This window comes from Candidatus Egerieousia sp., from assembly GCF_056211015.1.
On record NZ_JBAELF010000068.1, the window covers coordinates 1 to 17,643 of the forward strand.

At 45.5% G+C, this 17,643-nt stretch carries 17 protein-coding genes and 1 pseudogene; 9 read left to right on the forward strand and 9 right to left on the reverse strand.

Features of this window, described 5'->3' with window-relative positions; all coding sequences use genetic code 11:
- Positions 1 to 571: Arm DNA-binding domain-containing protein (locus AC06L3_RS04670; RefSeq protein WP_475669460.1), on the reverse strand; the 571-nt coding region annotated here is incomplete at its 3' end.
- A 771-nt stretch (positions 572 to 1,342) separates the two neighbouring features.
- On the opposite strand from AC06L3_RS04670, the gene AC06L3_RS04675 reads away from it, so the two are divergent.
- The 3 genes from AC06L3_RS04675 (at position 1,343) to AC06L3_RS04685 (ending at position 4,412) form a co-directional block, all read left to right on the forward strand.
- Positions 1,343 to 2,641, forward strand: a complete 1,299-nt coding sequence (locus tag AC06L3_RS04675) for an ATP-binding protein (RefSeq protein ID WP_475669461.1) — start codon at positions 1,343 to 1,345, stop codon at positions 2,639 to 2,641.
- Positions 2,642 to 2,737: 96 nt separating this feature from the next.
- On the forward strand, positions 2,738 to 3,352 hold the full coding sequence (locus AC06L3_RS04680; protein ID WP_475669482.1) for an N-formylglutamate amidohydrolase: 615 nt from the start codon (positions 2,738 to 2,740) through the stop codon (positions 3,350 to 3,352).
- A 58-nt stretch (positions 3,353 to 3,410) separates the two neighbouring features.
- Positions 3,411 to 4,412: a metallophosphoesterase gene (locus AC06L3_RS04685; protein WP_475669462.1), complete on the forward strand. Its 1,002-nt coding sequence runs from the start codon at positions 3,411 to 3,413 to the stop codon at positions 4,410 to 4,412.
- On the opposite strand, the gene AC06L3_RS04690 is transcribed toward AC06L3_RS04685, so the two are convergent.
- Positions 4,393 to 5,724 (reverse strand): MGH1-like glycoside hydrolase domain-containing protein, encoded by a 1,332-nt coding sequence (locus AC06L3_RS04690; protein WP_475669463.1) that lies wholly within the window; start codon positions 5,722 to 5,724, stop codon positions 4,393 to 4,395. The two genes, AC06L3_RS04685 and AC06L3_RS04690, sit on opposite strands and share 20 nt — an antisense overlap.
- A gap of 440 nt (positions 5,725 to 6,164) precedes the next feature.
- Here AC06L3_RS04690 and AC06L3_RS04695 point away from each other — a divergent pair, with 440 nt between their 5' ends.
- The 5 genes from AC06L3_RS04695 to AC06L3_RS04715 all read left to right on the forward strand — a co-directional run bounded on the left by AC06L3_RS04695 (position 6,165) and on the right by AC06L3_RS04715 (position 9,120).
- The gene (locus AC06L3_RS04695; RefSeq protein ID WP_475669464.1) at positions 6,165 to 6,530 is read left to right on the forward strand and encodes a hypothetical protein; all 366 of its coding nucleotides are present in this window, start codon (positions 6,165 to 6,167) and stop codon (positions 6,528 to 6,530) included.
- An 869-nt stretch (positions 6,531 to 7,399) separates the two neighbouring features.
- Positions 7,400 to 7,654 (forward strand): hypothetical protein, encoded by a 255-nt coding sequence (locus AC06L3_RS04700; protein ID WP_475669465.1) that lies wholly within the window; start codon positions 7,400 to 7,402, stop codon positions 7,652 to 7,654.
- Positions 7,655 to 7,666: 12 nt separating this feature from the next.
- Positions 7,667 to 8,443, forward strand: coding sequence for a hypothetical protein (locus tag AC06L3_RS04705; RefSeq protein ID WP_475669466.1), 777 nt, complete (start codon positions 7,667 to 7,669; stop codon positions 8,441 to 8,443).
- Positions 8,440 to 8,808, forward strand: coding sequence for a hypothetical protein (locus tag AC06L3_RS04710; RefSeq protein WP_475669467.1), 369 nt, complete (start codon positions 8,440 to 8,442; stop codon positions 8,806 to 8,808). Before AC06L3_RS04705 ends, AC06L3_RS04710 begins: the two co-directional genes overlap by 4 nt.
- A 165-nt stretch (positions 8,809 to 8,973) precedes the next feature.
- The gene (locus tag AC06L3_RS04715) at positions 8,974 to 9,120 is read left to right on the forward strand and encodes a hypothetical protein (RefSeq protein WP_475669468.1); all 147 of its coding nucleotides are present in this window, start codon (positions 8,974 to 8,976) and stop codon (positions 9,118 to 9,120) included.
- Here AC06L3_RS04715 and AC06L3_RS04720 read toward each other — a convergent pair.
- The 3 genes from AC06L3_RS04720 to AC06L3_RS04730 form a co-directional block, all read right to left on the reverse strand.
- A complete protein-coding gene (locus tag AC06L3_RS04720; RefSeq protein ID WP_475669469.1) occupies positions 9,117 to 9,380 on the reverse strand; it encodes a DUF2442 domain-containing protein in 264 nt (87 codons plus the stop codon). The genes AC06L3_RS04715 and AC06L3_RS04720 overlap by 4 nt on opposite strands.
- 1 nt (position 9,381) lies before the next feature.
- Positions 9,382 to 9,624, reverse strand: a complete 243-nt coding sequence (locus tag AC06L3_RS04725; protein WP_475669470.1) for a DUF4160 domain-containing protein — start codon at positions 9,622 to 9,624, stop codon at positions 9,382 to 9,384.
- Between the two features lie 95 nt (positions 9,625 to 9,719).
- A complete protein-coding gene (locus AC06L3_RS04730) occupies positions 9,720 to 10,307 on the reverse strand; it encodes an N-acetylmuramoyl-L-alanine amidase (protein WP_475669471.1) in 588 nt (195 codons plus the stop codon).
- Between the two features lie 154 nt (positions 10,308 to 10,461).
- Between AC06L3_RS04730 and AC06L3_RS04735 the strand changes: the two genes are divergently transcribed.
- Positions 10,462 to 10,917 carry a CYTH domain-containing protein gene (locus tag AC06L3_RS04735; protein WP_475669472.1) on the forward strand — a complete coding sequence of 152 codons (456 nt, stop codon included), beginning with the start codon at positions 10,462 to 10,464 and terminating at the stop codon, positions 10,915 to 10,917.
- Between the two features lie 5 nt (positions 10,918 to 10,922).
- Here the strand turns inward: AC06L3_RS04735 and AC06L3_RS04740 are convergent, their stop codons facing one another.
- The 4 genes and pseudogenes from AC06L3_RS04740 to secDF form a co-directional block, all read right to left on the reverse strand.
- The gene (locus tag AC06L3_RS04740) at positions 10,923 to 11,936 is read right to left on the reverse strand and encodes a S66 peptidase family protein (protein ID WP_475669473.1); all 1,014 of its coding nucleotides are present in this window, start codon (positions 11,934 to 11,936) and stop codon (positions 10,923 to 10,925) included.
- A gap of 4 nt (positions 11,937 to 11,940) precedes the next feature.
- Positions 11,941 to 13,052: pseudogene (locus AC06L3_RS04745) on the reverse strand (acyltransferase family protein).
- A 14-nt stretch (positions 13,053 to 13,066) separates the two neighbouring features.
- The gene (locus AC06L3_RS04750) at positions 13,067 to 14,488 is read right to left on the reverse strand and encodes a C1 family peptidase (RefSeq protein WP_475669474.1); all 1,422 of its coding nucleotides are present in this window, start codon (positions 14,486 to 14,488) and stop codon (positions 13,067 to 13,069) included.
- A gap of 18 nt (positions 14,489 to 14,506) precedes the next feature.
- Positions 14,507 to 17,575: a protein translocase subunit SecDF gene (gene secDF, locus AC06L3_RS04755; protein ID WP_475669475.1), complete on the reverse strand. Its 3,069-nt coding sequence runs from the start codon at positions 17,573 to 17,575 to the stop codon at positions 14,507 to 14,509.
- Between the last annotated feature and the right edge of the window lie 68 nt (positions 17,576 to 17,643).

Below are 17,643 nucleotides of genomic sequence, written 5' to 3' on the forward strand. Positions count from 1 at the left end.
TCTGGACGGTCTTCTCTTCCATCTTTTCGTGGACGCGCAGGAAACGGACGAAGGCATTTATACCGTCATCGTTGAAGCAGTCGAAGGATTTTCCCTTGATGTTGTCGGAAAGATGGCGGGGGAATGCGGCCCAGCACTGCATCGTGCCGGTGGTCCACTGGCATTCGATGCTCTGCTCCTTGACAAATTCATCGAAATAGGAAATTGCTGACGGGCGCTTGGGTGTACTGTCCTGCTCCTCTCCTTCTTCGGAATTAGGATCTGCATCCGGATTATAACTGTTGATGACCTCCTTGAGTTTCTCCAGTGAAGGACGGATGCGGCAAGTGTTCTCGAAATCGAGGACTACACCTTCAATTCCGTTGAGATATTTGTTAATCTGTGCGGAAGTTTGTTTCTTTGAGTTGGTCTGATGCGGCTTGACTCGCATTGAGTCTTTGTCCCAGACATCAGGGTTGATGCTGAATCCGGTGGTTGATTGGATTCTTGCACCTTTGACGATAGCGGACAAGCGGATGGGATTTTCACCCTTTTTGTTGGCGCGTTTTTCAAGATAGAAGATTACTGGCATAACGATTCCCCAAAATTATTTACGCCCAAATTTACGCCCACTTTCCGATATATCCAAATAAATCTTATGAAATCACATTACATTTAATAAATTGTAGTTCAACATATTGCGTTACTGTCCGAAATTCGGAAATATCAAGGGGATAATCCCTCACTCACCGCAAAACCAGTGCATGCACTGGTTTTGTTGTTTTATTGGGGCTCTGCCCCAAACCCCCTTCACCGCTCCCGGGCTATACCGAACTTGCTGCTCTTGGCAACTCTCCGCAATCTTTCCGCAAGTCTTCGCTTTCCAGCAAGTTCGCGCCCTCCGCTAGGCCGCTGATGCGGCCTTGGCAACCAAACGGCCGAGAAAACGGCAAAATTGCGGCCGCTCGGAGCATTCCGGCCGTAAAAAGCCCATATTTGCGGCCGTTTAACTTTGAACGGCCGCAAAAGTGCCGTTTTTTCGGCCGCATAAAGCAAGACTTCAGCAGTAACGTATTCTTAACCGCTCAAATTCCCCAGTATTTCTTTATTGATCTCCGGTAACGCTGACGAAAAAATTGAGACAACTGTTCCTGTCAATCAATCCACAGTATTAGGAATATTGAACAACGAGCCTTACATTTGTAAAAAATGCCGCTACTTGATTTCAAGCATAGCAAGCAGGCCATCAGAGCCGGGTGTGCAATTCAAAAGGATAAAAATGCAAGATTATCGGATTATTTTAGTAAGAATATGCGAACTTATCGGATTTTAACTATCTTTGCATGGGTAAAATATCGTACTTATGTTTAGCGAAAAGATAATATTGCAGGTCCTTGCAGAACAGAAAGAGGAGATAAGGAACTTCCGGACCAAAAGACTGGTGACCAGAAAAGAAGAATCTTTGTTCGATTTTGACAGTACTCAAGCGCAGGTCGTTATCGGAGTCCGTCGAAGCGGGAAATCCACACTTTGCCACAAGGTTCTCACAGAACGCAAAGTTGAGTATGCTTATGTCAACCTTGACGATGACCGTCTCGCTAATCTCCAGACTGAGGACCTGAATACCGTGCTTTCCTGTGTATACCAGCTGTACGGTACGGACTTCAAATATCTCTTTCTTGACGAAATACAGGATGTGGACGGGTGGTATCTGTTTGTTAACCGTCTTCTGCGCACAGACCTTCATGTCTTCGTTACCGGTAGCAATGCCAAATTGTTGAGCGGTGAACTTGCCACGCACCTTTCAGGACGCTACAATGAGATCAAACTTTTCCCGTTCTCATTCTCGGAATATTGTTCTTTTCATAATGTTGATACGGCAGGCATTACAACTAAGGCGGATGCCGAGCGTAAAAGGGCATTTTATGACTATATCAATGATGGCGGCTTTCCCGAGATGCAGAGCCTCCGAAACAAACGGGGATATGTTGAGAGCCTGATAGATGCAATTCTGACAAAAGACATCAAGAAGCGTTTCAAAATCCGGAATGTGGATGCCTTGAAAAAGATAGCCGGCCACCTTATCAGCAATTCCTGTCAGGAGGTAAATTACGATGACTTATCTGAACTGTTCAAAATGTCAGACAAGACAATCAAAAAATATGTGTCATATTTACAGCAGGCTTTCCTCGTACAGTTGCTGACAAAGCATTCTTTCAAGAGTAAGGAACGCATACGCGGTGACAAGGCCTACATAGTTGATCCCGGACTGCAGAATAACCGGACCAATTCCATGGCCGCTGAAAATATCGGATGGAGGCTGGAAAACGTTGTCTATATTGAACTTCTCCGCAGATGTGCAAGTGATTTTCTGGATGTTTATTATTACAAGCATGCCGCGAATGGAAAAGAGGTGGATTTTGTCATCTGCGATAAAAATGAAGCACTTGAACTGATACAGGTTTCATATGATATCGATTCTCAAAAAGCATACGACAGAGAGACGTCTGCTCTGGTCCTGGCCTCAGAGCCGCTGAAATGCTATAATCTTACATTGATAGCCTTTTCAGATACACGTGATGTAACAGTTGGCGACAAAACAATTCATATCAAGTCAGCCATTGAGTGGCTGATAGCAGCGGAATCAATATACCACTCATGACGGAATGAAATGTACCTTCCGCGCAGCTGGAAATCCAGACACGGATCGTAACGAAAAGCTCCGATTCGTGAAAAGAAGCATCGGCGCATAATTCCTCTGGTATTTGATTTCTGCAGAACACTTTGTGATGTGGAAAGAATGACTCACGATCCATTGGAAGCCAGAGGAATGGGCATCATATATCGAGACTTCCTCAAGACCGATGACGGAAAGTTTGACGTGGAAGATTACCCGTCTCTCCGAAATCGGATTCTCAGGCTATATGCGGAACATCAAATAGAGTTGGCAAGGCTGCTTGTAAAACATCCCGGTTCCCTCTTGATTGACTGCCATAGTTTCAGCAACAAGCCCACAGCTCTCAAAGAAGATGCTTCTCATAATCATGAAGTCGACATATGCATAGGTTTCAATAAAGATTTTACCAAGCCTTGTGATGAAATAATACAGCATATTGTCGGACATTTCGGAAAATACGGATACAGGGTTGGAATAAACATCCCATATTCGAATGCCAAAACTGTGGACTTCCAGTTTGATTACTATTCGGTTATGATTGAAGTCAACAAGTCCCTCTATATGGATGAAGAGAGTCTGGAAATCAAAACAGAATACGACTATCCTGAGTACAAAGATGATGACAAGTCGGTTCGCGACCATAATTTGTACACATTTTTCCTGAACCACCTTGTACGGTTCGCTTTTTTCCGTTGAGTGATGAAATTTTCATTACTTTCGCAGAAAATTTGTAGGGAAACAGAATTGAGCGTATATGAACCCATTGCTGATGATGTTGATTTTTGGAGCCATGCTGTCGCTTGCTGCAGCGGCACTGCCCAATGTAATATGGCTACTTGGCTATATTGCATCCTCTGCAACCGGCAGGCAGCTCAGGTACGCACCTTTCGGATATGCATCCCTGATACTCGTGGCAGCAGTGATACTGTCACTTACATACGGCTACTTCATTGGAAGATGGAAGCTGAAAGTCAAGTATGTTGAATATGTGAACAGCGAATTGCCGGCAGCCTTCAACGGTTTCAGGATTGTGCATATCTCGGATCTGCACCTCAGTACATTCAACCGGCATCCTGAAAAGTTACGGGAAATAGTGGATTCAATAAACGCTCTGCAGGCAGATATGGTTTGCTTTACAGGTGACCTTGTGTCACATGGGCGCTCCGAGGCGCACACTCATGCTTCCACACTTAGATACATAAAGGCAAAATATGGAGTAGTTTCTGTGCTGGGCAACCATGACTTCCTCATCTATGACAGCAGCCTTGAAACTGACGACCAGCGCAACAAGGCTGTGGACGAGCTTACAGAATATGAGCGCAACGAACTTGGATGGACACTGCTGAGAGACTCGAATATGGTTATCAAGGCTCAGGACAACTCCACCATCACCATAGCAGGAGTTGACAACAAGAACTGTATCATACAAGGTTTCAGGACTATAAATGCAGGTGACCTTCCAAAGGCCCTGCAAGGTACAAGCGGATTCACCATCCTGCTCACACACGACCCGAGCCACTGGGACTACGAAGTGCTGCCTGAAACCAGCATTCCGCTTACGCTGTCCGGACATACGCATAATGCACAGATAAGCCTTCTCGGCTGGAGCCCGGCATCATGGTTGTTCGAACGCAGCTACGGTATGTATCAGGAAAATGGGCAAAACCTATATGTGAATCCGGGCCTTGGATGCACCGTCCCTTTCAGAATAGGCGCCCGTCCGGAAATCACGGTCATTACCTTGAAGTGCCGCTGACAGCTTCACCCTCGCTCAGTTCCAGCGTCATCCAGTCATCGTTTACAACGCCCGAAAGGATATTCTCAACGCACAGGTTCCAGCTTACAAAGCCTATGAACTTTCCGTTCTCATCTACATATGTATCCGCAGGGGCGAGCGGACCGCCTGTCTCAGCGTCATAACTCTCGTGAAGGCTGCCATACTTGCCATAATCCTCCAGCATCAGCTTTCCAAGAGTCAGGCCAAGCCATCGCAGTTCATTATCAAAACCATAGCGATGAAGGCCTATTGAATAGATGTAGTTCGCAACAGGCCATACCGGACCCTGCCAGTTGGAATAAGGATTTATCATGTTCTTGTTGTTGTAGTCAGGGTCCTTTGCGGAAAGGCTGCGGAAGCCATAGCAGGACTTCATGCAGGAAGGCTCCAGAAGGTAGCGGCGTATCATTGAAGAAGCCTGCTCCTGTGAAGCAATTTCATCAATCAGAGGAACAAAGCATGAATATGATACACGGCGATAGTGTTTTCCTGTTTCCCTGTCAACATTGTAGAAAATGCCATCTTCCTCGCACCACAGGTATTCCATAATCCTCTCCTTGAGCTCTTCCGCCTTCTTCATATACTTTCTGCTGTCCTCCTCCCTGCCCAGTTTGCCGGCAATCAGCGCCTGAGCCTTGTACTCCCTCATCTGCAAAGCGCTTGCATCGCAGGCCAGGAACGATCTTTTGTCCTCCTTGAAATAATTGAGAGCAACATTGTTGTCGGCACCGCTCTGCATGGCAATCTGCCAGAAGAACAAACCTGTGGCTTCATCCTGCTGGGTGCGCTCGCGATATTCAAGTGCAAGGCAGAGCTTGTCATAGTAAGGCTCAATCCAGGAAAAATCCCCTGAAGCCTGTGAAGCCAGAAAGACACCCTGCGAGAGGAAAGGCTTCATTGAGAAATCACCGAAGATAGGCCTTGGCCCCTTTGTGGTGGCGCAGCCCGAAACATAACCATTCTCATCAATGCCCTCAATGAGATTCAAAGCCCAGTAACGCAGATACTCAGGTTTGCCCTTTGAACAGAAATAATTCCCCATGAAGAAACCGTCCCAGTCCCACATCTGCTTATAGTACCCCGATGGTATAAGATACGGGTATTTCAAATAACCTTCAGCAGGCTGGATCACCCGGTGGCTCAGGTCATCTTCATATATGGTTTTCAACTGCTGATAGACATTACCAAGTTCCTCGTCGGAAACTGTATTTTCCGTTGTGCTGTTGCAGCCCGCCGCTGCCAGACTGATAATTGCGGATACCATAATTGCCGTGGCTGAAAGAAGTTTCATATCAATATGTTATGTGATGTTCGTGGACGTTCTGCCGCACAGACCGGCGGAATGAAACGTTCCTTCGGAGCTGGCGGTAAATTCATAGCAATTTATAAAAAATATCTGATATCTGACATATTCGCATGGATTTACCAGTTCTTCCTGATCCGGGTGCAAAAAAGCCGTTTTCGCACCCGGAACATGCATTTTGCCACTCTCCGGGTGCGAAAAGCCTGATTCTGCACCCGGAAGTGTGCTCAATACACTCTACTGATGGGTATTGAGCATGGTGATCAAAATTTCACTACTGATTATCAATTGGTTACAAATCAAAGCATGCTCAATACCCATATCCCATCAGGTATTGAGCACAGTTGACACAGTACACAAATGATTGGCAACACAAATATGTCCCTTTTGGAAAGTTTGTGTATCTTTACACAAACAAATAGCAATTTATGGAAGATTACATCATAAGGGAAATTGACCGCATTGGCGAGATGATGGTTCAGATAGCCAGGCGTCTTGGACTTTATGGAACACAACGGAAGTCAATTCCTATTGAAGATGTTAAATCGGCGATTTTTGATTCCGGGCTTGATCTGAACATTGACGAAGTCCTCCAGCAAGAAAATCCCATACTATGGCTTGTAGAACAAAAGCATTTTTCCGACAAGGCTCTGGAAACCTTTACTGACATTCTCATGCATTCGGATACGAATGAGGAAACCAAGCAAACTTTCTTAAATAGTTCTATTTCTTATTTAGACAGTAATGGGTACATTTCCTTTTTACTCTATTCTTATTTAGAATCCACCGTTTAAATTCCCATATATACTGCATTATCCCTTCCACGTGCAATTTGACCAAGGCTTCCTTGCCTTTTTCGCTCAGACGTTATCATAAATAAGGTGTACGGTATTCAGCAACCACTGCCAGACACGTATTTAGAGTGGCATATTGAGAACCACCCGCTTTAAAAAGGCGTCCCGTACTCACCCACCCACAGCAAAGTGTCCTGGAATACCTGTTCGTGAGTACCGCAAAAAAAACTATCCTGCACCCGGAAGTGGAATCATGCATAAACCCCTGTGTTCGGGCAAGTGGCAGAATGCCAAAGTGCCAGAGTACAAGGCGTAGCATAAACCGAAAATCACCATCCACGCCTGAATGCACCACACCACACTCTGGCGATGGTAAGCGTGGACGATGAGACAATTTTGCCTCACCATCCACGCCAATCCGCCTCACAAGACCATTCAAGGCCAATAAACGTGGACGGTGATTTTTGGTTTAGCAAATAGTTCGCACCTTGCATCACTGCCCGAAAAAGACCTGTCCATGCGAACTTTGCCAGAGTGCATTCCTGCAAGGTTTCGGTGGACAGGTGTACCCTTTCCGGTGAGGCCTGTCCAAGTGTCCGCTGTCACAGCGCATTCTTGACGGTCTTGTATGGACAGGTATTTTTCTTGTTTGCAGGTTCGTATGCAGGATGCACTCTGCACCGCCGCTGATTAGCCTCCGTACTGCCTCATCCACACATCTTCGTGTCACCAATCAATCGTAATTTTTGGTCACCTGGACATTTTTTATGAAAGAGTGACATATCTATCACCAGAGCGAATATGCCCCGTTTGAAAAGTTTGTGTATCTTTACACAAACAAATAGCAATTTGAATGATATAACCTCATTATGAAGAATCAGAGCAAAATCCTGAAATATCCCATTATGTTGGTCCTGTACATCTTGCTCATAGTTGTGTCCGATGAATTATTTGGGAAAGCAACTGAAGGCAGTTTCTGGAACTATGTTATAAAAGGTGTAGCATTTCTCCTCCCTCTGCTTATTTCAGACCTTGCAGAAAAGCATGGCTGGGATACATGGTCCGGGCTTGTAAGCAAATTCAAGGCGACCCGAAATTCTACTTTAGTGAAACCAGACAAATGAGGATTAATCATTATGAAAAAGATCATCCTGTTAATTTCGGTGATTGTTATTTTTGGCAATACCGGTTCATATGCTCAGACAAATCATTCACGTATCACGAATTTCCCGAGCTGGCACAATCTGCGTTATGAAAAGACCAACGATATTCCCCGTTTCTTCAGTGAATGGGAAGAGTGGTCCAGGTTGATAGCCAAAGGGGCGCAAGGCAGCCAATACAATGATATTTTCGCCAAATTCTTTCTAAAATATCATAGTGAAAGAGACACCGTGTCAGGAAACCCGGACACATGTAAATACATTGCTATACCATATACTGTCAAGGTGGTGAAATTCAACTGCGAAATACATCCGGACAAATTAAGTGCCAGATTTCCTGAGGCACATGATTGTATATATACCCTGTCAAAAGAAGTTCTTCCTGAATCCATTTCTTATTTCACTCCCAGGATTGAAATAGAAAAACCTGTACTTTATTTAATACCGGAAGCAGAAAAACTGCTGGCAACGTTTTTGGATGCGCCCAAGGAAAGTAAGGAGGTTCACGAGATTACAGATGAGGAAAGGGAAGAGCGAGAGAAAAGAAGAAGAAGTATGATAAACGAATATGTTCCTGCATTGAGCGCGCATTGGGGCGATAGGTGGTTCTTTTCCTCCTATCCGTTATTCGGAACCATATATGTAGGACAGGACGGATATTATGTGAATATCTCCAACGCAAACTATTCTGGCTTTGAGATATTTGTAACTTGGAGCGGAGAAGAAACCATGGTCAAAGACTGGATCCAATGATTCCTCTATTCTTTGTCTTTCTGGCGATTCTTACATTGTGGATATGGCCGGATATGGGTTTTTGGGCTTTGATTGCCGTTTCCCCATTGTTGATAATAATGGTGATATGTGCTCTTGTTGCTATCATCGGGACACTTGCCCGCGGGGAATTCAAAAATGAATTTTCGGGGAAGTTGAAACTCGCTCTTGCAGCTGTCAGCCTTGTTCTTATCATATCATTCCCCCTTATACGGGTTCCTATGTACAGATGTGACGAACATAAAATGGAAACCAAATACGAGGCTATAAGAAATGAACTCGAAAACTTTTCGTTGCCGATTCTTCCAACCACTATCGCCGGGTGGGGTATTATGATGATAATCTGAATGCTCAGAGAATAGACTCGCTATGCGGATTGGCAGGACTTGATAGCCAGGCATTTGAACATATAAGAAAATCGCTGAAGAATATCGGCTGCATTTCTGTTGAAACTCATTTCCCTGATTACTGCGACTTTGGATATAAAAGAGGATAATAACCCAAAGGGGACAATGCAGAAATTCATTGATGATGTTGAATGTATTCCATACGATGACAAGTGCCTTTTTCGTTTTCAAGGCGGCGCTGTTGGCCCGCTGGGCTGGAATTATGAAACAAAGCTTGCCTATATGGAGTCAAGGCATTGGAAAGGAATCTAATTGATGTAGCAGACGGAATCTTCGGTAGACGTTCTGTCACACAGACCGGCAGAATGAAACATGCCTTCGAAGCTGAGATCTTCATCAAGCTGAGGCCAATGAATTCCTGTATAAGAAAGATAGAAATCGTTAAGCTGCTGATCTGTGGCAGATGCAAGCCTTTTCCAAAGAGAAACAGCATAACTTGCCACAAGACCATCACGGGTTTGTGCATAAACGTGGCCGGATTCAATCCAAACTTTTGTGATGTAATGCTTCATACTATTTCCCCTGGCCAAAATACTCCTGCCACCTTTCTTTGATGACATTGACATTCTCTTCAATGACGCTTTCAATCATTGAAATCTCGTGCTTCTTGAAACCGTGATTGAAAACCTGCACCACAGTCGGCTCAACATTGTATTTCGCCTCGTTCCCATCCTTAATCACATGTACGTGAACAGGAGTATGGTCATCAGAGTAAAACTTGAAAATAAATCCGAATACGATGAAAAGTGTAGGCATAGATACAAACCGTTTCTTGGCAAATATACAAATTTATGCTAAACCGGCATAAGGAATAATATGTAATTCAATAAATTCCGAAAACAAATCGCTGCTTACCCGATATACCGCAATATTCCTTCCACGTGCAGTTTGACCAAGGCTTCCTTGCCCTTTTCGCTCTGGAGGAAAGCAACATCGGCTGCGCAGTCCTGAAACATGTTTTCTGTGAGTACCGCAGCACAACTTGTATGTTTCAAAATGTAGAAACCGGCCTCAAAGTCCGGTTCGTCGGAACCATTGAACATACGTATCTTCTGACCCTTAAGGTACTTCTTTGCGGACTCATACAAGTCAAAGGCCAGCAAGTCAGCACTGGTGACACCTTCCGTTGTATATGCGCTCCAGCCGGAAGCATTGTGCCACTGACCGTCTGACGAAGCCGCATTCACGTGTACCGATACCAGCAGCACGTTCTCCTTTCCCATTGCATTGCATATCATATTCGCCCTGCGGCAGCGTGTCCTTAAAGGAACATCCCTTGATTCCGGCACAAGAAGTTCCGCATCGTAGCCCAGCTTTGACAGGCGTGCAACAATTCGTGCAGCTATTTCACGTGTATATGCATATTCGCGGAATAATCCGTCTGGGCTGCATTTGCCCGGAGTCTCCATACCATGTCCGTTGTCAATGAGTATTTTCATTTTATGCAGAAATATTTATGTAAAAATAATTATTACGCTGATAAATCAACAAAGAAAAATGTAATTTTACCTGCCGTACGGAATTGCTGAATCAATGAACAACAATTGATACATGGTTAATTGTTATAATAGTATTACAAATTCGTTCAAAATTATGGAAATTGAAAGGAAGTTCCTGGTAAGAGGAGATTTCATGCCGGAGGTTACAGAGTCCGTGCATATTGTGCAAGGTTATTTGAGTACAAATACAAACAAGATTGTTCGAGTCCGTATCCGTGGCAACAAAGGCTACCTTACCATAAAAGGCAAGCCAAAGGGCATCAGCCGTTTTGAGTGGGAGGAAGAAATAGCTTTGGAACAGGCAAGGCAGATGATTTCCTTATGCGGAAGCACCGTGATAGACAAGACCAGGAATCTTGTCCCCGCAGGAAAACATACTTTTGAGGTTGATGTTTTCCACGGTAGCAACGAAGGTCTTGTTGTGGCTGAAATCGAACTGGGCAGCGAAGACGAGGAGTTCATCCGCCCGTCGTGGCTCGGTGAAGAAGTGTCGTATGATAAACGCTATTTCAACTCACAGCTGCTCAGGCATCCATTCAAGAACTGGTAGTCCTGCTACAAGCCAACAACCTGCTCAACGGATGCAGAGTCTGATGCAGGCACGCAGATTCTGGTCATAGCGCCTTCAACAAGCGGCAAATTGCGTTTGCCGTGCCCTGCAGGGAAACCGAAACATACAGGAATGCCCAGGTCCTTGAGGGCATCGTGTATCATTGACTCAACGCTCCTGTATGCGAACTCATCGCCGCAGCCAACGAACTCCCCTACAATAACGCCCTTTATCCTGTCCTTGTGATGCAGCAGGATTGCACTCAGCTGACGGTCTATGCAATGCATGCTCTCTCCCACCTCCTCTATGAAAAGAATGCAGTCGTGTCCAGCAAATGCATCGTATTCAGTCCCGAGCACAGGTACTATGTTGGTCATGTTGCCGCCTACCAGGATGCCTTCGGCCTCACCGCTTATATTCAAACTATCGCCAGGTAGGGTATAGGAAGGGACTTTGCCCATAAGGAGTTCAATGGTGGCAAGATTGCCCTCGTCCTCCAGTCCTTTGCTGGCAATGGCCAGGCACATGCTGCCGTGAACGCTCATCACTCCTGATGCAACAGAAGCCAGCAGAAGAGTGGTGATATCGCTGCAGCCAACGAACCATTTCGGATTGTTGGAAATCAACTCGTTTGAAATGTAAGGCAGGACGTGTATGGAACCATATCCGCCGGTCAGGCTGATGATTCCCTTTATGCTTCTGTCCTCGAACGCCCATTTGAAATCAGCCGCCCTTTCCGCAGGGGTTCCTGCATAACGCGCTCCGTGGTACATGGTGTCTGCGGGATGAACCTTGTAAGCGTTAGGACCGATAACCGGGACAAGTCCGAAACTTTCAAGCATTCCGCAACATACCTTCACCATTGAATCAGGTACAGGATATGCCGGGGCAATGAGCGCTATGCTGTCACCTGACTTAAGGAATTCAGGGGCAAACACGGAAGCTTTCTGTGAATTATTGTTAGAACAGGCCTCGAACAGCACAGAAAAAACAATGAGCAACAAAAAAATACGTTTCATAATACTAAACTTTCAAGAACACTTTCTTCCTGTAAAGGAAATACAGGAACAGCCAGCAGACAATCATATAGCCCAGTTTGTTCACAACATTGGCCCAAGGCTCGGAACAAAGTTCCGTAACGCCTGAAAGGAAGAAAGCTGCAATGCCGGAAAAACCTATGACCGACTGCGCTATGTAAATGGTGATGGAATTCATACAACCACCTTGAAAGGGAATGTCCACTTAGTAAATCCCTTTACATCAATGATGTAGTAGAAAAGGGCGAACATGAGCAGCGAATATGCACCAACCACAAGCACAAAGGAACTTGACCATAATTTCTTGTTAAGAGGGAAATCAAGACTCCACAGCAGGCCGGCAGCAAGCATGACAATTCCTGCAACAGCCATATACAGGCTTTTCTTCTCTCCCGTGAGCCCCTTTCTATCCGAGAGCACGAATTCGCCCGTAAACATTCCCAGCATTGCCGTAACAATGGAAGGAATAGTTGAGAACAGACCTTCAGGATCGAATTTCCCACCATTGTAAAGAAGCCTTCCGGGGAGGATAAGTCTGTCTGCATATCCTGCAAAGTTGCCATCTATCGAAAGCGGATCCGCACCGGGAGCATCCGGCGCCGGAATGTACCTTATTACAATCCAATACCCTACCAGGGCGATGGCGGCAATCACTATTCTGGTTACCCGCTTGAAATTGATGAAGAGCAGAGCGGCGAACATCCAGGCAAGACCTATGCGTCCCAGCACGCTTGCAACCCTGAGCTTATCGAAGTGGAACTTGAACAATCCGTTCACAACAAGTCCCAGAAGAATCAGCACAGCGGCGCGCTTGAAAATCTTGAGATAGATTTTCCTGCGTGAAGCACCTGAAGAAAGCTGCTTTGCATAGGAGAAGGGAAAAGAAATTCCCGCTATGAAAAGAAATAGCGGGAATATTGTATCGTGGTGACGGAAGCCGTCCCAGGAAACGTGAGACATGTTCTGTGCAAGTGCGCACTCGGATCCTTCAGGGAAAAGGGCGCAGACCGCAGCAACGAATGACGACAGCCCCATTATGAAAAGCATGTCGAATCCTCTCAGTGTATCCAGGGAAAGCAGTCGTTTTTCCGGATTCATATCTTCAATGTATCTTAGTCTTCGTCCAGGTACATAGGGTCCCAGGCTGGAAGGAGTTCAGGCTTCTGATCCATCATCTTGAGAACGTCCTTTGGAACGTATTTCTTCTCAACTACTAGACGGAACATATACTCGTTGAACCACTCGTCTGTCATGATTACATTGCCTCTGTAACCGCTTCTTTCACCCCAGCTGTTCTCTACCATCCACTTCTTTGCAACACCATTTTCATCTAGGTCAACTGCTATGAGTGTCATAGCGTGCGAAGATCCGCTGGCACCTGTCATAACCCTCTGCTTCTTGTCCATTGGGAATGTGGTGTTGAAGAGAGATGCGTAATCATAGTTGTTCAAATCAAGCAGACCGAGCTCCCTGTTCTGGAACTTGCCAACGTCGCAGGAGAAATACAAAGCAGTATTGTCCTTGATTGAAGCAATTGCCATTTCCTTTATCTTTTCGATAGGAAGGTTCAGATATACCCAGTTGTGTCCATCGTAAACGTGACGGTCGTATGCTATTTCATAAACCTTTCCGTACTCGCGCAAAGGATCGTTCATAACCATAATGTAATTGTTCTCCAGATCCTCGGCCACAAACTCCTTGTAGAACTGTGCAGGCGTATATTCCTTTGTCTCAACAGGAACGTTCTTTGAATCGTAACGGGTGTATGTGAACTGTGTTGGAGGAACGCCGAGGCATTTTGTAAGAATTGAATATATCTCGGTGAGCATTTTCACTTTCATGCTCTGCAGATCCTTGTCTTTGCCATTCCTGAGTGCAAGACCGAACTCGCGGAGTTTCTGTGAAAGGATTGAACGCATATCTGCTGTATGTGTACTCTGATAGGTTTCAGGCATTGCCTCTTTTGGAACAAGACCATATTTTGTAATGAGGTTTGCAACGCCTGTGAACTGACCGCCGTCACCTATAGGATGCTTGAACAACCAATCTACGTTCCTGTCCTCGAAAGGAAGGGACTTTGTGTCAATGACTCCCTGAAGGAAAAGGTTGGATTTCTCAAGAAGGTCATAGAAACTGATGTAGTTCTGTGAGAACTCGAACTTTGGCATGTCATATTTTGCAATGACCTTTGCACGGAGCACGTTAAGGCCTGTGAACAACCAGCAACGTCCGCTGGACATCTGGTTGGTGATACCTTTTGTCTTTACAACATTTGAGAAGTGGGTATCCTTTATGAAGCTGTTTTCGGCTGTTGAAGCCAAAACCTGAATAGAGGTACCAGCCAGAGCGTTCCTTACAGCTTTCTCTGCCGGTGTAGCATTGTACCCTGTTCTGATAACTTCAAGCATGCTGCTGGAGATACCGCCGTCCTTGGCCTGCTCCCTGCCTGCATAATTACCAGTCTGGGCCACAGAAGCTGTAGCCCAGAATGTAAGTGATACAATAAATAAAGATTTCTTTATTGTACTGATCATAGAATTATGTTTAAGATGTTATTTGCTCAACTGTTTTGCCTTACGCTTCTGATCAATCCTTGTTGTGAAGTCGTACATAAGAGGAGTAGCAACAAATACTGAAGAGTAAGTACCGATAATGATACCGAGTGTGAGGGCCACTGCAAATCCTCTGATAACCTCACCGCCGAATATTGCAATAGCAACCATTACTACCAATGTGGAAGCTGATGTATTGAATGTTCTGGCAAGTGTGCTGTTCAAAGCGTCGTTTGCGTTGGTCTTGAGGTCACGTTTAGGATACAGTCTTCTATACTCGCGGATACGGTCCATGATAACCACGGTATCGTTGATTGAGTAACCTATGATTGTAAGAACCGCTGCAATGAATGTCTGGTCAACGTCGAGGCTGAATGGAAGTATGCCTGAGAACAATGAGAAGAATCCGATTACAATTATTGAGTCATGTGCAAGTGCAATGATGCCGCCTGTAGCCCAGGTCCAGTATTTGAAACGTATAGTAATGTAAATGAAGATACCGAGAAGTGCCAGGAATACGGCAATCACAGCATCCCTCTTCATATCGTTTGCAATTGTAGGACCAACCTTGTCGGAACTTATGATACCGTTAGGGTTGTCAAGTGTTGATGTGAAGTCTGAAAGTGACATATCCTCTGCATACAGGCCCTTGAGTGCATTGTAAAGCAGACCTTCAACCTCCTGATCAACCTCCTTGCTTTCGTCTTCAATCTTGTATTTGGTTGTGAGTTTCATCTGGCTGCCGCCACCGAACTGCTTAACCTCAACTGTCTCGCCGAATGCCTCGTTTGCCGCTTCACGCACCTGCTCAGGTGTAACGTTCTTGTCGAAACGGAGAACGTATGTTCTACCACCGCTGAGATCAACACCGTAGGAGAAGCCCTTGAATACCATTGAGCCTATTGCAATCACTACAATTACTGTTGAAATGACATACGCATACTTGCGCAGGCTAATGAAGTTGATGTGGGTATGCTGCAGGAAGTCCCTTGAGAACTTGTTGTCGAAAGTGATGTTCTTGTTCCTTGAAAGTCTTGCCTCGAAGATAAGTCTTGTAACGAAGATTGATGTGAACATTGATGTGACAATACCTATTACCAATGTTGTTGCGAATCCCTTTACAGGACCTGAACCAAAGGCCATGAGGATGATACCTACTATTATGGTTGTGAGGTTACCGTCTATGATTGCTGAATAAGCGTTCCTGTAACCGTCGTGGATTGCAAGCCTGAGCTGCTTTCCTGCACGGAGTTCCTCCTTCACGCGCTCGTATATGATAACGTTGGCATCAACCGCCATACCCATTGTAAGTACGAGACCTGCAATACCAGGCAAGGTGAGAACTGCGCCGAAGCCTGCGAGAGAACCCATAAGAAGAACTGCATTGCAGAGAAGTGCAACACATGCCGCCATACCTGCTCCGCTGTAGAAGAGAACCATATAGATGAGCACGAGGATGAATGCAAGAACGAATGAGGTCATACCTGCATTGATTGATTCCTGACCCAGCGATGGTCCTACAACCTGCTCCTGAACGATTGTTGCAGGTGCAGGAAGCTTACCGCTCTTGAGAACGTTTGCAAGGTCGGTGGCCTCTTCAACTGTGAAGTGACCTGTAATCTGTGAACGGCCGCCTGTGATCTCGCTCTGCACTGTAGGATATGAATAAACCATACCGTCGAGAACAACCGCTATCTGCTTGCCGAGGTTGTCGGCTGTAAGTCTTGCCCAGATTCTTGAACCCTCTGCGTTCATTGCCATATCAACCATTGGAGATGCGCCTGTGTTGCCGTATGCAACGCTTGCATCTGTAACGGCACCACCGTCAAGAGGAGCCTTGCCGTCTCTTGTACCTTTCTTTATGGCCACAAGTTCGAAATAAATGCCGCTCGCATCCCTGTCACTTGCCTTTACTGTCCACATTGGAACGAATTCGGCAGGGAATATCTGTCTGATGGCAGGTATTGCAAAGTACTGGTTGATCTTTGCAGTATCCTTGTAGTGAGCCATACCTATGCATGCGCCTGGAGCTATCTGACCCTGATAGTACATAGGGTTCAGCACTGCAAAGAGCGGTGACTCCTTTCTGAACTGCTCCAAACTTGCATCAGATGTTGAATCAGCTGCTATCGCCTGTGCAAGAATATCGTCAGAATCTGTGGAATCGGCTGCGGCTGCGGGCTCTGCAACTGCTGCGGAATCTGAAGAAACGGTATCTGAAAGCTCTGCGAGATATTCCTTCAACGCTACGTTCGCCTGCTGGAGATAAGGGAATATCTCCTGGTTCTCGAATGTAGGCCAGAACTCGAGTGAAGCTGTTCCCTGAAGGAGTTTTCTTACACGCTCAGGCTCCTTTACGCCAGGAAGCTCAACAAGGATTCTTCCTGTATTGCCAATACGCTGGATGTTAGGCTGTGTAACGCCGAAACGGTCGATACGGTTTCTCAATACGTTGAATGAGTTTGCAATTGCACTCTCGCTCTCGTCCCTGAGCACCTGGATTACCTGTTCGTCTGTTGTAGAAGGCTGAATTTTGTCCTTCATGTCAATTGTTCCGAAAATGGATGCGAGTCTCTTTCCGTTCGAGCACTCTTTCCAGCTCTCTGCAAACAGGGTTATGTAATCGTCTCTTGAATCTATTGATTTCTCCTTGGCGGCATCAAGTGCAGCTATGAATTCAGGAGTCTGGTTGTAATCGGACAATGCCTTTACAAGATCCTGAAGCTGAACCTGAAGCATTACGTTCATACCGCCCTTGAGGTCCAGACCGAGGTTGATGTTCTTTTCCTTAACCTCCTTGAATGTATAACCAAGGTAAACAACCTCAGGAGTTATTGAATCTGTGTAGAACCTCTGTCTTTCCTTTCCGATGGAATCAAGGTAGTACGCCTTCTCATTCTCAGGAACTTTTGCATACTCGGCTGTAAGCTTTGCGTTCTCAACAGCAACAACGGCTTCCTGTGCAGCCTTGTTTTCCTGATGGTAATTGGCCCATGTGAAGGATAATTGGTACAAACAGGCCAACACGAATAAAATCACCACTGTTGTAATGGCACCTTTACTTTGCATATCGTTTAATTTTTATATTTTGTAATTTCCATTTTACGCTTTTGTGCATGGTTGCACAAAATAGGTTG

Coding starts and splice junctions, on each gene's coding strand:
- AC06L3_RS04750 (WP_475669474.1), bottom strand. CDS start 14,488: ATGATCAGTACAATAAAGAAATCTTTATTTATTGTATCACTTACATTC.
- AC06L3_RS04690 (WP_475669463.1), bottom strand. CDS start 5,724: ATGAAACTTCTTTCAGCCACGGCAATTATGGTATCCGCAATTATCAGT.
- AC06L3_RS04715 (WP_475669468.1), top strand. CDS start 8,974: ATGCAGAAATTCATTGATGATGTTGAATGTATTCCATACGATGACAAG.
- secDF (WP_475669475.1), bottom strand. CDS start 17,575: ATGCAAAGTAAAGGTGCCATTACAACAGTGGTGATTTTATTCGTGTTG.
- AC06L3_RS04710 (WP_475669467.1), top strand. CDS start 8,440: ATGATTCCTCTATTCTTTGTCTTTCTGGCGATTCTTACATTGTGGATA.
- AC06L3_RS04725 (WP_475669470.1), bottom strand. CDS start 9,624: ATGCCTACACTTTTCATCGTATTCGGATTTATTTTCAAGTTTTACTCT.
- AC06L3_RS04720 (WP_475669469.1), bottom strand. CDS start 9,380: ATGAAGCATTACATCACAAAAGTTTGGATTGAATCCGGCCACGTTTAT.
- AC06L3_RS04705 (WP_475669466.1), top strand. CDS start 7,667: ATGAAAAAGATCATCCTGTTAATTTCGGTGATTGTTATTTTTGGCAAT.
- AC06L3_RS04730 (WP_475669471.1), bottom strand. CDS start 10,307: ATGAAAATACTCATTGACAACGGACATGGTATGGAGACTCCGGGCAAA.
- AC06L3_RS04700 (WP_475669465.1), top strand. CDS start 7,400: ATGAAGAATCAGAGCAAAATCCTGAAATATCCCATTATGTTGGTCCTG.
- AC06L3_RS04735 (WP_475669472.1), top strand. CDS start 10,462: ATGGAAATTGAAAGGAAGTTCCTGGTAAGAGGAGATTTCATGCCGGAG.
- AC06L3_RS04675 (WP_475669461.1), top strand. CDS start 1,343: ATGTTTAGCGAAAAGATAATATTGCAGGTCCTTGCAGAACAGAAAGAG.
- AC06L3_RS04695 (WP_475669464.1), top strand. CDS start 6,165: ATGGAAGATTACATCATAAGGGAAATTGACCGCATTGGCGAGATGATG.
- AC06L3_RS04685 (WP_475669462.1), top strand. CDS start 3,411: ATGAACCCATTGCTGATGATGTTGATTTTTGGAGCCATGCTGTCGCTT.
- AC06L3_RS04740 (WP_475669473.1), bottom strand. CDS start 11,936: ATGAAACGTATTTTTTTGTTGCTCATTGTTTTTTCTGTGCTGTTCGAG.